Here is a 13,724-nt window from a genome sequence, read left to right on the forward strand (position 1 = left end):
CGCTCGTCCTGCTTTTGCCGGCTATGTGAGGCGCCAATGTGGAGATCACATCGGCGCCCCCGGGAGGCCGGCCAGATCAGGCGGCCTTGGCGGCCGACGGATCTTCCGGACGCTTGTCGATCACCTTGTCGACGAGGCCGAACGCCTTGGCGTCTTCGGCGGTGAGGAACTTGTCGCGCTCGAGCGCGTCCTCGATCGCCTTGTAGGTCTGGCCGGTGTGCTTCACGTAGATCTCGTTGAGGCGCTTCTTGAGATTCAGGATCTCCTGTGCGTGCAGCATGATGTCGGTGGCCTGGCCCTGGAAGCCGCCGGAGGGCTGGTGCACCATGATGCGGGAGTTCGGCAGCGTGAAGCGCATGTCCTTCTCGCCGGCCGCCAGCAGCAGCGAGCCCATCGAGGCGGCCTGCCCGGTGCACAGCGTCGAGACCGGCGGGCGGATGAACTGCATCGTGTCGTAGATCGCAAGGCCCGACGTCACCACGCCACCCGGCGAGTTGATGTACATCGAGATTTCCTTCTTCGGATTCTCGGCCTCGAGGAACAGCAGCTGCGCGACGATCAAGGTCGACATGCCGTCTTCCACCGGACCGGTGACGAAGATGATGCGCTCTTTCAAAAGGCGCGAGAAAATGTCGTAGGCGCGTTCGCCGCGATTGGTCTGCTCGACGACCATCGGCACGAGATTCATGTAGGTTTCAACGGGATCGCGCATGAAAGAACCCAGGGGTTAGGGGTGGTGCATAACTCTGCCCAGAACTAGCTCGCTCAAGACTACTGGCTCGAGGCTGGCCGGCTCAAGGCTTAAACCAGATATGGGCCAATTTCCGGCCGACAAGGCCGACACTAGCCAACTGGGCAGGTCGCAGACGTTCAAGCCGATTCGCGGCGGCACGCCTAGCGAGGGGATCCTCGCCGGGCGCGCTTTCGCGGTTCATCATTAACGCGAGGTGCCGGAATCAGGCGGCAGTTTTCTCGCCGTCTTCATCCTTGAACAGCTCATCCTTGGTGACCTTCTTCTCGGTCACGTTGGCGAGCTCCAGCACGAAGTCGACGACCTTGTCCTCATAGATCGGGGCGCGGAGCTGGGCCAGCGCCTGGGCGTTGCTGCGGTAGTAATCCCAGACTTCCTTCTCGCGGCCGGGCATCTGGCGCGCGCGCTCAATCACGGCGCGCGAGACCTCATCGTCGGTCACGGTGATCTTGTTCTTCTCGCCGATCTCCGACAGCACGAGGCCGAGGCGGACGCGGCGGTCGGCGATCTTCTGGTACTCTTCCTTGGCCGCATCCTCGGTGGTGTTCTCGTCGGCGAAGGTCTTGCCGGTCGAGTCCATCTCGGCCTTGATCGAGTTCCACATCAGGTTGAACTCTTCGGCGACAAGCGACGGCGGCGCCTCGAATTTGTGGCTCTCGTCGAGCCGGTCGAGCAGCGCGCGCTTGACCTTCTGCCGGGTCGCGCCGGCGAATTCGGCGGTCAGGCGCTCGCGCGCGGCTTCCTTCAGCTTGTCGAGCGACTCGAGGCCGAGCGTCTTGGCGAACTCGTCGTCGATCGTGGCCTCACCGGGCACCTCGATCAGCGTCGCTGTAGTCTCGAACTCGGCCGGCTGGCCGGCGAGCTTGTCGTTGAGGTAGTTCTTCGGGAACGAGACCTTCAGCGTGCGGGTCTCGCCCGTGCCGATGCCGATCAGCTGCTCCTCGAAGCCCGGAATGAACTGGCCGGCACCGATCACGACCTGGATGCCCTCGCCGGTGCCGCCCTCGAAGGCCTCACCGTTGATGGTGCCCTTGAAGCTGATGGTGACACGGTCGTCCTTCTCCGCTGCACCTTCGGTCTTGGCGCTGTACGGGCGGCTGCCCTCGGCGATCCGCTTGATGGCGTCGTCGACGTCGGCGTCTGAGACATCGACCACCGGCTTCTCGACCGAGAACGACTTGAAATCGGCGAGCTGGATCGGCGGCACGACCTCGATCGCAACCGTGTAGGTCAGGTCGGTCTTGCCCGAGAGCAGCTCGTCGACCTGGTCCTTCTCGGTCGGCATCGTGATCTTCGGCTCGCCGGCAAGCCGGAAGCCGCGATCTTCGAACAACTGCCGGTTGGTGTCGCTGATGGTCTGGTCGATGGTCTCGGCCATGACCGAGCGGCCGTAGATCTTCTTCAGATGCGCGACCGGCACCTTGCCGGGACGGAAGCCGTTGAGACGGACCTTGTCCTTGAGGTCGACCAGCTTGGCGCCCGCCTTGGCATCGAGATCGGATGCCGGAACGCTGATCTTGAATTCGTGCTTCAGTCCCTCGTTGAGGGTCTCGGTGACCTGCATGGTATCAATCTTCTTCCGCTTTTGCCGCGGCCCGAGCGGCCGTGGCAGTGTTCAATCTGTTCGACGCTTGAGCCTTGCGGCCTGACGTCTGTGGGTTCGGCGAACCCTCGTCCCCCGAGAGGTCCAAGGTTCTCCAAGAATTCGTCATGCAAACGCTGTAAGCGCTTGGTGCGGGCGGAGGGACTCGAACCCCCACAACTTTCGTCACTGGAACCTAAATCCAGCGCGTCTACCAGTTCCGCCACGCCCGCGCGAAAAGCATCCAGTCCGGCCGCGATGCCGCGGGCGGCCGGGCTTATAACATGCGCCCACCGGTTCGCAGCAAAAAAATGGCCGCGGGAGAGCCCGCCCTGCGACCGATCGCGACTGGACAGGTACGCTTGAAAATGGTCCGCATCGGCCGGATGGCAAGGCCCACAGCAAGTCCTGAATTTTGGCTCAGCCGGCGCGACCTGATGGCCGCCCTCGGCGCCGCGGCGCTTTGCCCCGCTTGGCCGGCCACGGTCTCGGGGCAAGGCCGGACAGCGGTCGCGCTGCAGGCTAGGATCGATCGAATCGCGCTTCGCCCTAACGGGCCGGACACCCCCGTCTGGTCGCTGGGCAGCCACGACCTCCGCTTCAGGCGCGGCGAGGTGCTCGATGTGACGTTTGGCAACGAGCTGCCGGTCGCCGCCGCGCTCGATTGCCGCGGGCTTGACGGAGTCCCGGCCGCGGAGCCACTGGCCTCCCGGACACCGCTTGCCACCGGGGCCAAGGATAGCTTCCAGCTCCCGCTCCGGCATGCCGGTACCTTCCTGTGCGAGCCGCTGCTCGGCGATGGCACAACCATGCCGGCTCGCCCGCGCCCGTTGATCGTGACCGGCACCTCGCCCGTCGCGGTGGATCGTGACGAGGTCTTGCTGATCGAGGAGTGGCGCCTGCAACCCGACGGAACCGCGGTGTCGCCCGGATCCGAGCCGAAAGATTCGACGTTAATTCATACGATTAACGGCAAGACTTCGCACGAAGTCTCGGCACCGGCCAACGCCCGGCTCAGACTCCGCTTTATCAATGGCAGCCCACGCAGCGTGCTGGCGGTCAAGCTGGAGACCCTCGACGTCAGGGTGATGGCGATCGACGGCCAGCCAGCCGAACCATTCTCGGCGCGCAACGGTGCGCTGATACTGGCTCCGGGAAGCCGAACCGACGTCTTCGTCGATACGGCCGGTCCGGCCGGAACCAGTTTCCCGATCCTGTTGCACGACGGCAAGCAGGGCCGCCCGGTCGGCAAGCTCATCGTCTCGAACGAAGCCCCGATCCGGGCGGCGCCGTTCCCTCCCGCTCCGCCGCTGCCGGGCAACGACATGCCCGCCCAGCTCGACCTCAGGAGTGCCGCCCGATTCGAATTGGCGCTCGGCGCGCCAACCGAGTGGTTCCGCCCGGCGGATTTCAAGCCGTCGGCGGCCCCGGCTTTTCAAGCCAAGGCCGGCCGGACGGTCGTGCTGGCGCTGACCAACCGCAGCGCGATCGCGAGCGTCTTTCATCTGCACGGCCATCACTTCCGCCTGCTCGACCGACTCGACGACGGCTGGAAGCCGTTCTGGCTCGACACGCTCGCGGTCGAACCAGGCGAGACCCAGCGCATCGCCTTCCTCGCCGAATATCCCGGCCGCTATTTGATCGAACAGGTTGCGGCCGATTGGGCCGCGCCGCGGCTCATCCGATGGTACAGTGTCCAATAACAAGGGAAGGAAACTTCCGGGAAACGCGCAGGGGACATCCATGAGCCAGACAGTTGCAGCGATCCGCGGAGTAAAGGCGCGAGGTGTCGTGGTGCCCCTCAAGCGTCCTGTGAGGACTGCCTTCGGCGTGATCGATTCCGGCCCGCTGGTCCTGATCGATGTCGAGACCGATCAAGGCGTTACCGGCCGCACCTACATCTTCGCCTACAGCAAGCTCACACTTCACCCGCTTTGTTATCTGATCGAGGAGATCGGCCGCGAGGTGATCGGCAAGCCGGTCGCGCCGTTCGATCTGATGAAGGCGATGGATGCCAAGTTTCGGCTGCTGGGCTGGCAGGGCCTGGTCGGCATGGCGGTGTCCGGTCTCGACATGGCCTATTGGGACGTGCTCGCCCAGCTTGCCGGCCGGCCGCTGGTCGAACTGCTCGGCGGCTCGGCGAAGCCGATCAAGACCTATGACAGCTACGGCGCGGTCGATCCCGTCACTGATGAGCGCGCGCTGCGCCGCTCGCTCGACCAGGGCTTTCGCGGCATCAAGATCAAGGGTGGCGACGGTGATGCCGCCAATGACGAACGCGTCGTGAAAGGCGTGCGCGCCCTGCTCGGCCCCGACATCGCTCTGATGATCGATTTCAACCAGTCGCTCGATCCGGCCGAAGCGACCCGCCGCATCGCACGCCTGGCGCCCTACGACCTGCACTGGATCGAGGAGCCGGTGCCGCAGGAGAGCCTGGCCGGCCACGCAAAAGTCCGCGAGACCTCGCCGACGCCGATCCAGGCCGGCGAGAATTGGTGGTTCCCGCGCGGCTTCGCCGAGGCGATCGCGGCCGGCGCTTCCGACTTCATCATGCCCGACGTGATGAAGGTCGGCGGCGTCACCGGCTGGATGCAGGTCGCAGGGCAAGCCGACGCGGCGTCGATCCCGATGTCGAGCCACCTGTTCGCCGAAGTCAGCGCGCACCTGCTCGCAGTGACGCCGACCGCGCACTGGCTCGAATTCCTCGACTTCGCCGGCGCGATCCTGGCAAGGTCCGCCGAGATCGTCGACGGCGCCGTGACCGCGCGCGGTCCCGGGCTTGGCATCGAATGGAACGAGCCGGCGGTGGCGAAGTACCTGGTGAGCTAGCGCCTGACTGTAAACGAGGAGGAGCCCGGAGGCCGTGCCAGTTTTCCCTCGCCGCTCAACCGTCGCATTGCGCCTCTTCCTTCCGAGGCTTGTCGCGGCCTGTCTGATCGGCTTGTGCTTCAGCGGAGCCGCGTTCGGCAAGGATCGCAACGACGACAGCGGCGCTCCGGCAGACGCGACGCCTAACATCTATCTCGATCTGCGAACAAGTTACGCAACCGTGCCGGCCGGCGCGTTGCCGGTCGGCTTCGGCAGTCCGGCGCTGTTTAGCGCGCTCCAGTCGCTTGCGCTTGCCAATGGCGGCACGCTTCCGACCAGCGTATCCCTGCCATCCCGGCAATCCCTCGCTGTCGATCTCCCGTTGACGGTGGATGTCAGCGATACCGTCTCGCTCTATGCCGGCGTCTCCGGCACGACCACCTACGGACCCGCGCAGGGCTGGTCGGCGTTCGATGTCACCAGCTGGAACGTCGGGTTTCAGGCAGATCTCTACAGCCAGAAAGGCGGCTCGATCCCGACCATCACCTGGCAATCGACAATCACCCAGGCGATCCCGAACGGGCCGACCGGGACGACGACCTTCAACAACGTTCTCGAGTTCGACTACGCCTTCGACGCGGACGCCACGCGGGGCATGCTGGCGGGTATCCAGGATACCCGCGTCGAGGTGGCGACCGCGCTCGCCCGAATCCATCCAAACATCATCGGCTATGTCGGCGGCTACTATCAGTGGCCGAGCAACTGGAAATTCACCGGCCGCGCCGGCGTGCAATATTTCGGCGGCGCACAGTTCCTGTCCTTCACGCCGGTTCGGTCGTTCACCCAGCCGATTCTCCGGCTCGATCTCGATCGGATGGACGACAACGACAATCGCCTGTTCGGAGTCACGGCTCAAATCATATGGGTGCCGAAGCCGTCCTATCAGCTGACGCTGCGGACGCCGCTCTATTTCGTGCGCAATTGATCAAGCAGTTCCAGCCGGCAGGCCGCGTGTGATCGCGCGACGTTTCTCGCACTGCAAGAGTATCGGCCGGTCAGAGTTGCGTTGGGCTGTTTCGGCCGTTTTCTCTCCGCTTCAGTGGAACGGGTTCATCGCCGTGAACGCTGCGGCGAACTGATCGTCGTCGCGCACGTTCAATTGTTCGGTCGGGACATCGAGCCCCTTTTCGGCCAAGAAGACCCGAACGCGCTGGGCGCTCGCCGCCGGCCCGAACCCGTAGAGCTTCATCGTCGCTCTCCCTCGCCGCCGACGCCGAAGCGCGCGCTCATGCGCGAACTTTTCGCGTTCGTCGACCAGCGAGACGGCGTAATCGTCGAACGAGACCCAGCTCTTGCCCTGTTCATCCCTGATGCTCCAACGCCGCTATCATTTGGGCGAAACTGGTCCGTGTCACCGCGTCCATCGCTCTCGTGCCTTTCCCGGCTCAGGCGCTGAATGCGCCGACCTCATCGAGGCTCGGATAGTCGGTGTAGCCGCGCTCGGCGCCGCCGTAGAATGTCGATCGATCCGGCGCGTTGAGCGGCGCGCCGAGCGCGAGACGCCTCGGCAGATCGGGATTGGCGATGAAGGCACGCCCGAACGCGACGAGGTCTGCCGTGCCCGCGGCGAGCGCCTCCTCGGCGGTCTCGGCGGTGAAGCCTCCCGACACAATGAACGGCCCGGGAAACAACGGGCGCAACAGCGTAGCGACGGATTGCGGTGCTGCGTCGTCGGTCTGATCCACCAGACCGGCGCGCACCCGAGCCTCGATCAAATGCAGGAAGCCGATCTGACGTGCGGCCAGTTGCTTGATGACGTGCGTGTACAGAGACATCGGGTCACTGTCCGCGACATCGCCGACGCTGCTGAACGGCGACAGCCGAACGCCGATGCGATCGGCCGGCCACACGTCCGAGACTGCATCGAGGACTTCAAACAGCAGACGGGCGCGGTTCTCGATCGAGCCGCCATAGCGGTCGGTGCGGTGATTGGTCTTGTCCTCCAGAAATTGCTGAAGCAGATAACCGTTGGCGGCATGAATCTCGATGCCGTCGAACCCGGCCCGCTTGGCGTTCTCCGCGGCCTTGCGGTAGTCGGCGACAATCTGCACGATTTCGCTCAACTCGAGCGCGCGGGGCGTCTCATAAGGCGCGCGCTGAAAATCGCTCTTGAAAGCATTGCCTGCCGGCCGGATCGCAGACGGCGCGACAGGAACGGCTCCGTCCTTTTGAAACGAGGAGTGCGAAATCCTTCCCACGTGCCACAGCTGCAGGAAGATCACTCCGCCTCGCTCCTTGACTGCGTCGACGACGGTGCGCCAACCCGCGATCTGGTCCTCCGTGTAGATTCCCGGCGTCCGCGGATAGCCCTGCCCTTGCTGGGAAATCTGGGTCGCTTCGGCGATGATCAGCCCGCCTTCGGTCGCGCGCTGACCGTAATAGGTCGCGGCGAGCGGCGACGGCACGCCGTTGGCTGATCGCATCCTGGTCAACGGCGGCATCACAACACGGTGCGCGAGCCGAAAGGCTCCAAGCTGGAACGAAGTTGAAAGCTTCATTTTCTCTCTCCAATATGACCGGTCATCTTAGTCGCAAAACAAGTTGATGCCGGTGGCTCTTTGGTACCTTTGGCTCTCGACGGCTCAGGCGAAGATGCTTGCGAATACCAAGCGCTCGAACTGATCGAACGGCGACTTGTCCTGTTCGACCTTGGACCTGAGCACAGCGCCCTCCCAGGCATTGACCAGGAATGTCGCAATGGTGGCGGCGGGCAGACGCGGCTGGACGCGGCCGGCTTTCTCGGCCTCGCGCACGCAGGATTCGATCGCGCGGCTCCAGGCGGCGTAGATCTCGGCGAGACGATCGCGGACCTCGTTGCTCTGCACAGAGAGCTCTGCACTGAAGTTCCCGATCATGCATCCCGTTTGGAAATTCTGACGGATGGCGAGGTCCGACAAGCCACGAAAGAAGCGACGAAGCCGCTCCACAGGGTCGACACTTGTGTCGCTTAGCTGTACGCGCCGAGCGGCGCCGTTCTGCCAATACCGCTCCAGCGCCTCCAGCGCCAAAGCTTCCTTGCTCTCGAAGTGATTGTAGAACGATCCCTTCGGCACCCCGGCGGCAACCGTGATGTCCTGAACTCCGGTGCCGTTGAAGCCATGGCGGTGCAGGGTCTGCAACCCCGCCTCGATCAATTGTTCCCGGACGCTCGGCCTCGCCATGCTCTGATCTCCTGAACGACCAATATGACCGGTCGTCTTAAATGTCAAGCGCTACTCCACCGGGCGCACTCTGCGTAGATCGGGACAAGCGCGGGCTGCATACTGTATTGTTCGACCAGATCGGCGTGCCGCCGAGCGAACCTGACACCGCGTAGACTCAGATCGGAGAACCGGGATGGCACAGTGTATCGTCGTCGTTCAATTCGACCTTCCGAAGCGAACTGAAGAACAGGCCATCAAGGGCGGCATGGGCACCGCCCCCATTTATCGAAACCTCGCAACAAAGGGGCTGATCCGCAAAGACTATCTCAACGGAGAAGCCGGCACCGGCGGCGTCTATTTGTGGGAGAGCCGGGAGGCAGCCGAGGCATGGTTTACCGAGGCCAAGATCGCCGAGCTCACCGAACGCTTCGGAGCCCGGCCGCGGCTGACCTGGTACGACACGTACGTCACCGTCGACAATCTGAAGGGCGAGACGCGCGTGAACCAGTCCCCGCTGATTTCAGCCGCGGAATGAATCGGCCTGCGTTGTCGCCAAACGCGCGCAGCTGAGCGCAGCGCCGACGTCCTCAGCAACAATCGCGCGATAGATCGTCACGTACGGCTCGCCCTGACGCGCTCTAGTACGGGCGTCGGGCAGTTCAAACCCGTTTGCGACGATCGTGCGGTCGCTTGGCCGGGTCTGCGTGAACCCCGCCCCCCTTGGCGGCCAACTTCGTCTCCGCCCGTATCATGTCGACGAAAGCTCGGAGCCCGGCCGTCATGTGCCGATGCCGCGGATAATAGAGGCGCAAGCCGGGGAATGGCGGCGTCCAGTCGTCCAGCACGGATCGTAACGTTCCGGCGGCGAGATGTCCCGTGACCCAGAAATCACTGATGAACGCCAGTCCCAGGCCTTCGACCGCGGATTCGACCATCAAGGCGTCATTGTCGAGGGTCAGCCTGCCCGGGACATCCACCGCCATCTGCTCGCCGCCGCGCTTCTCGAATTCCCAGTGATAGATCTTGCCGCTGGGCATCCGCCTGCGAATGCATTCATGGGTGAGCAGATCAAGCGGAGACCGCGGCACCAACGCGCGCGCGAAATAGCCGGGCGCGCCAACGACGATGAAGCGCGTGTCCGGGCCGCAGGGAATCGCGACCATGTCTTGCGGCACGGCTTCAGCCAGCCGGATGCCGGCATCAAAGCCCTCCGCGACGATATCGATGGGCCGGCCCTCCAGCGTCAATTCGACGTTCATGTCGGGATAGTGCCGCAGAAACTTTGCGACGACGGGACGGAGGATCTGGTGCGCGGCGCGCTCCTTCAGGTTGATGCGCAGCGTTCCTGCGGGAGTGTCGCGGAACTCGTTCACGTCCTCCATGGCGCCGGCAATCTCGCGCAGCGCGGGACTGACCCTGGCGAGGAAGCGCTCGCCCGCCTCCGACAGCGCGACGCTGCGTGTCGTCCGGTTGATGAGACGCACGCCCAGCTTCTTCTCCAGCGCGGCGATCGCATGACTGAGCGCCGAGGGCGAAATGCCGAGCTCGGTCGCGGCGGCGCGAAAGCTGCGATGCGTCGAGATCGCGACGACCGCGTTCAGCTCGAAAAGGCCAGCATGCTGCATTGTACGATTACCTGCATCAGGTCATGCCACTTTATGCTGATTATTGCACTAATCAAGTCGACTATATCGAGCCCGCAATCTGGATCGGCAACCTGAACAAAGGACATTCCCTATGCCAAAGACATTCCTCATCACGGGCGTTTCGTCCGGCTTCGGCCGCGCGTTGGCCGAGGCAGCATTGAGCGATGGCCATACCGTCGTCGGCACCGTGCGCAACGAGAACGACAAGCAGAAGTTCGAGGCGCTCGGCGAAGGCGTGCACGCGGTAATCCTTGATGTGACCGACTTCGGGGCCATCGCGCCCGCCGTCGCCGACGTCGAGCGCACGATCGGCGCGATCGGCGTTCTGGTGAACAATGCCGGCTATGGTCACGAGGGCATCCTGGAGGAATCATCGATCGACGATCTGCGACGCCAGTTCGAGGTCAACGTCTTCGGCGCGGTGGCGATGATCCAGGCGGTGCTGCCCTTCATGCGCAAACGCCGCGCCGGGCATATCCTCAACGTCACGTCGATGGGCGGGTTCATCACGATGCCCGGTCTCGGCTACTATCACGGCAGCAAGTTCGCGCTGGAAGGGATCTCCGAAACCCTCGGCAAGGAGGTCAATGACCTCGGCATCAAGGTCACGGCGGTCGAGCCCGGCAGCTTCCGCACCGACTGGGCTGGGCGATCGATGGTACGGGCGGAACGATCGATCGCAGACTATGACGCTCTCATTGACCCGATCCGCAAACGCCGCCTGGAAATGAGCGGCCGGCAGGTTGGCGATCCCCAGAAGGCCGCGCAGGCCATGCTAAAACTCGCACTGTCGGCCGATCCGCCGGCGCACCTGCTGCTCGGCAGCGATGCGGTGCGGCTGGTCGAGGACAAGATGAAGCTGCTGCAGGCCGAATTCGCTGCGTGGAAGAGCGTCTCGCTCTCCACCGACATTGCCTGAGCAGCACCAGTCGCCGCGGCGGTCCGTCATAGCAAGGCGGACCGGCCCCTCTTGAAACTAGCTCGCGGCTACTCGCGTCCAGAGATAGCGCACGTCCGGTTCCTTCTCCTCGTTGCGGCTGCCATCGGTCCGCTCGACGACGACAAAGCTGCGCGCCTCGTAGAAGCTTCGCGCCCGTGCGTTGCGCTGGAAGGTCCAGAGTTGCAGCCGGTCGACGGCTTGCTGCGCGATCGCAAGCAGCGCGCCGCCGATGCCGCGGCCCTGTGCATCCGGCAGCACGTAGAGCTGCTCGATCCAATCGTCGCGGAACGCGATCACGCCAGACATCGTCTCGCCATCGAACGCGCCCCACAATGTGCAGGCCGCAAACATCTGCTCTCGATAGAACCAGCGGTCTTCGTCGGGCGTGTGCAGGCCGACGAGCCAGGGCAGTGCGTGATCGAACGACGCACGATGCACGCGCGCGGCGGCGTCCATGTCCGCAAGCGCGAGCCGCCTAATACTCAATCCCGAACTCATCATAGAGACGGCGGAACACCGCAGGCAGCACCTCGGTCAAATCCTCCGCGATCAGGCCGGGCCCCGCCTCGCCGGCGCCTTCGCCGTGCAGCCACACGCCGATGCTGGCCGCCTCGAAAGCGGCGACGCCCTGCGCCAGGAAGCCCGCAATGATGCCGGCGAGCACGTCGCCGGCGCCGGCGGTGGCAAGCCAGGGCGGCGCGTTGGCGGCGATGGTGGCGCGCCCATCCGGAGATGCGATCACCGTGTCGGCGCCCTTCAGCAGCACCACCGCGCCGGAGCGCTCGGCCGCCGCGCGCACCCGCTCGAGCTTGGAGCGGCCGGGATGCTTGTTGGAGATATCGCTGAACAGCCGCGGAAACTCGCCCTCATGCGGGGTCAGCACCACGCCGAGCCCTTCGGCCGCCTTGATCGCCTCGAACAGCCGGTCCGGCGAACCGGCAAAGCTGGTCAGGGCGTCGGCGTCGAGCACCAGATGCCGCCGCGCCGAGAGCGCGGTGTGAACGAAGTCGCGGGTGCGCGCGCTGACGCCGGCGCCGGGGCCGATCACGCAGGCATTGAGGCGCTTGTCGTCGAGCAACTCGGCGAACTGGATCGGGTTATCGACCGCGCGCACCATCACCGCGGTCAACGCCGCCGCGTTGACGGCAAGCGCATCGCGCGGCGAGGCCAGCGTCACGAGGCCGGCTCCAGCGCGCAGTGCGGCGCGCGCGGCAAGCCGCGCCGCACCGGTCGAGGCGAGATCGCCGGAGACCACGACGGCATGCCCCCTCGCATATTTGTGGCCGTCGATCCGCGGCACCGGAAACGACCAGCGCCAGGCCTGCGGCAGGTTCTCCGCGATCAGCGGCTTGATCTCGTCGAGCACCTGCGCGTCGATGCCGATATCGGCTACGCGCACCCGACCGCAATACATTCGGCCCGGCAGCAGCAGATGCGCGGGCTTCTTGCGGAAGAAGGTGACGGTTTCGGTCGCCTGCACGGCGGCCCCCATGACAGCGCCCGATGTGCCGTTGATGCCGCTCGGCAGATCGACCGCCAGCACCGGCGTACCGCTGGCGTTGATCGCATCGATCATCTCCAGCGGGTCGCCCTTCACCGGGCGATTGAGCCCGGCGCCGAACAGCGCGTCGATGATCAGCGCCGGCTTGCCGAGCGCCTGCGGGTTGAACGGCAGCACCGGATATTTCCAGCCCTTCGCCGCCAGCGCCGCATCGCCCTGCAGGCTGTCGCGCTCGCAAAGCAGGATCACCGAGACCTCGCGGCCGCGCGCGGCGAGCTCGGCGGCGGCGACAAAGCCATCGCCGCCATTGTTGCCGCGGCCGGCGACCACGACGATCGGCCCCTCCTCGACCAGGTCCATCGCGGCTTCAGCGACGGCCTGGCCGGCGCTCATCATCAACGCGAAGCCCGGCGTGCCGGCTGCGATGGTCAGCCGATCGGCACGCTCCATCTCGGTGGTGGTCAGAACGTCCATGCCGAATCCTCAATCGCTTCGCCTTTTCGAGAGGCAATTCCTGTAACGTTCGCGGGGTTTCTACTGGCCGTCTGCATATGGATTGATCTATTTGCCTATTTGTTAGGCTTAGCTATCATAGCCCACTTGGTTCGATATCAGCCGATTGCCTGTTAAAAGGCTGATAACATTCCGAAATCGGGGACCTTAACAACTTGGCATAGACCCTGCTTTTGAGGAAGCCGCGCACAAGGCCGCCCGATGCGACCATTGCGCGTGCTTCCGGCTAGCCGCCGGAAGGCTTAAGACCAACCAGACTGCGCCCCACGCGCATCGAACTTGACCCTGCAATCTGCAATGCCCGGGAGGCGCTCAGTGAAGAAGATTGAAGCCATCATCAAGCCCTTCAAGCTCGACGAGGTGAAAGAAGCGCTCCAGGAAGTCGGACTGCAAGGCATCACCGTAACCGAGGCCAAGGGATTTGGCCGCCAGAAGGGCCATGCCGAACTGTATCGCGGTGCGGAATACATCGTCGACTTCCTGCCCAAGGTAAAGATCGAGATCGTGATCGGCGACGATCTGGTCGAGAAGGCGATCGACGCGATCCGGCGCGCCGCCCAGACCGGACGGATCGGCGACGGAAAGATCTTCGTCTCCAACATCGAGGAGGCCATCCGCATCCGGACCGGCGAATCCGGGCTGGACGCTATTTAAGGGCGGTGCTATCCGGAATTTCTGACGCAAAAGAGAAAAAAGGCTGCTTCGGCAGCCTGATTTCGTTTGAGTAGTCACACGAACCCGCCAAAAGCGGGAATAACGTCGCCCACCGCCGGAAACACA

At 64.3% G+C, this 13,724-nt stretch carries 14 protein-coding genes and 1 tRNA gene; 6 read left to right on the forward strand and 9 right to left on the reverse strand.

Annotated features, from left to right (window positions below; genetic code table 11):
* Positions 1-76 precede the first annotated feature (76 nt).
* From JQ507_17790 to JQ507_17800, 3 genes are all read right to left on the reverse strand, one after another.
* Positions 77-712 carry an ATP-dependent Clp protease proteolytic subunit gene (locus tag JQ507_17790; GenBank protein ID QRI66877.1) on the reverse strand — a complete coding sequence of 212 codons (636 nt, stop codon included), beginning with the start codon at positions 710-712 and terminating at the stop codon, positions 77-79.
* 244 nt (positions 713-956) lie between these two features.
* Positions 957-2,315: a trigger factor gene (locus JQ507_17795; protein ID QRI66878.1), complete on the reverse strand. Its 1,359-nt coding sequence runs from the start codon at positions 2,313-2,315 to the stop codon at positions 957-959.
* A 166-nt stretch (positions 2,316-2,481) separates the two neighbouring features.
* Positions 2,482-2,566 (reverse strand) — tRNA-Leu (locus tag JQ507_17800).
* A gap of 135 nt (positions 2,567-2,701) precedes the next feature.
* On the opposite strand from JQ507_17800, the gene JQ507_17805 reads away from it, so the two are divergent.
* From JQ507_17805 to JQ507_17815, 3 genes are all read left to right on the forward strand, one after another.
* Complete coding sequence (locus JQ507_17805; protein QRI73393.1) at positions 2,702-4,036, forward strand: multicopper oxidase domain-containing protein; 1,335 nt, start codon at positions 2,702-2,704, stop codon at positions 4,034-4,036.
* A gap of 40 nt (positions 4,037-4,076) precedes the next feature.
* A complete protein-coding gene (locus JQ507_17810; GenBank protein QRI66879.1) occupies positions 4,077-5,162 on the forward strand; it encodes a mandelate racemase in 1,086 nt (361 codons plus the stop codon).
* 103 nt (positions 5,163-5,265) lie between these two features.
* The gene (locus JQ507_17815) at positions 5,266-6,126 is read left to right on the forward strand and encodes a hypothetical protein (GenBank protein ID QRI73394.1); all 861 of its coding nucleotides are present in this window, start codon (positions 5,266-5,268) and stop codon (positions 6,124-6,126) included.
* A 111-nt stretch (positions 6,127-6,237) separates the two neighbouring features.
* Here the strand turns inward: JQ507_17815 and JQ507_17820 are convergent, their stop codons facing one another.
* From JQ507_17820 to JQ507_17830, 3 genes are all read right to left on the reverse strand, one after another.
* Entirely contained in the window at positions 6,238-6,390 is a 153-nt protein-coding gene (locus JQ507_17820) for a hypothetical protein (protein QRI66880.1), read from the reverse strand.
* A gap of 196 nt (positions 6,391-6,586) precedes the next feature.
* On the reverse strand, positions 6,587-7,699 hold the full coding sequence (locus JQ507_17825) for an alkene reductase (protein ID QRI66881.1): 1,113 nt from the start codon (positions 7,697-7,699) through the stop codon (positions 6,587-6,589).
* A gap of 84 nt (positions 7,700-7,783) precedes the next feature.
* Positions 7,784-8,335, reverse strand: a complete 552-nt coding sequence (locus JQ507_17830; protein ID QRI66882.1) for a TetR family transcriptional regulator C-terminal domain-containing protein — start codon at positions 8,333-8,335, stop codon at positions 7,784-7,786.
* Positions 8,336-8,537: 202 nt separating this feature from the next.
* On the opposite strand from JQ507_17830, the gene JQ507_17835 reads away from it, so the two are divergent.
* Positions 8,538-8,879, forward strand: coding sequence for a monooxygenase (locus JQ507_17835; GenBank protein ID QRI66883.1), 342 nt, complete (start codon positions 8,538-8,540; stop codon positions 8,877-8,879).
* Positions 8,880-9,003: 124 nt separating this feature from the next.
* Here JQ507_17835 and JQ507_17840 read toward each other — a convergent pair whose 3' ends face one another.
* Positions 9,004-9,969, reverse strand: coding sequence for a LysR family transcriptional regulator (locus tag JQ507_17840; protein ID QRI66884.1), 966 nt, complete (start codon positions 9,967-9,969; stop codon positions 9,004-9,006).
* Positions 9,970-10,081: 112 nt separating this feature from the next.
* On the opposite strand from JQ507_17840, the gene JQ507_17845 reads away from it, so the two are divergent.
* Positions 10,082-10,909, forward strand: a complete 828-nt coding sequence (locus JQ507_17845) for an oxidoreductase (protein ID QRI66885.1) — start codon at positions 10,082-10,084, stop codon at positions 10,907-10,909.
* Positions 10,910-10,966: 57 nt separating this feature from the next.
* Here JQ507_17845 and JQ507_17850 read toward each other — a convergent pair whose 3' ends face one another.
* Positions 10,967-11,428 carry a GNAT family N-acetyltransferase gene (locus JQ507_17850; GenBank protein ID QRI66886.1) on the reverse strand — a complete coding sequence of 154 codons (462 nt, stop codon included), beginning with the start codon at positions 11,426-11,428 and terminating at the stop codon, positions 10,967-10,969.
* Positions 11,406-12,905, reverse strand: coding sequence for a bifunctional ADP-dependent NAD(P)H-hydrate dehydratase/NAD(P)H-hydrate epimerase (locus tag JQ507_17855; GenBank protein ID QRI66887.1), 1,500 nt, complete (start codon positions 12,903-12,905; stop codon positions 11,406-11,408). Before JQ507_17855 ends, JQ507_17850 begins: the two co-directional genes overlap by 23 nt.
* A 354-nt stretch (positions 12,906-13,259) precedes the next feature.
* On the opposite strand from JQ507_17855, the gene JQ507_17860 reads away from it, so the two are divergent.
* Positions 13,260-13,598, forward strand: coding sequence for a P-II family nitrogen regulator (locus JQ507_17860; GenBank protein ID QRI66888.1), 339 nt, complete (start codon positions 13,260-13,262; stop codon positions 13,596-13,598).
* The last annotated feature ends 126 nt before the right edge of the window (positions 13,599-13,724 follow it).

Source organism: Bradyrhizobium sp. PSBB068, assembly GCA_016839165.1.
GTDB lineage: Bacteria > Pseudomonadota > Alphaproteobacteria > Rhizobiales > Xanthobacteraceae > Bradyrhizobium.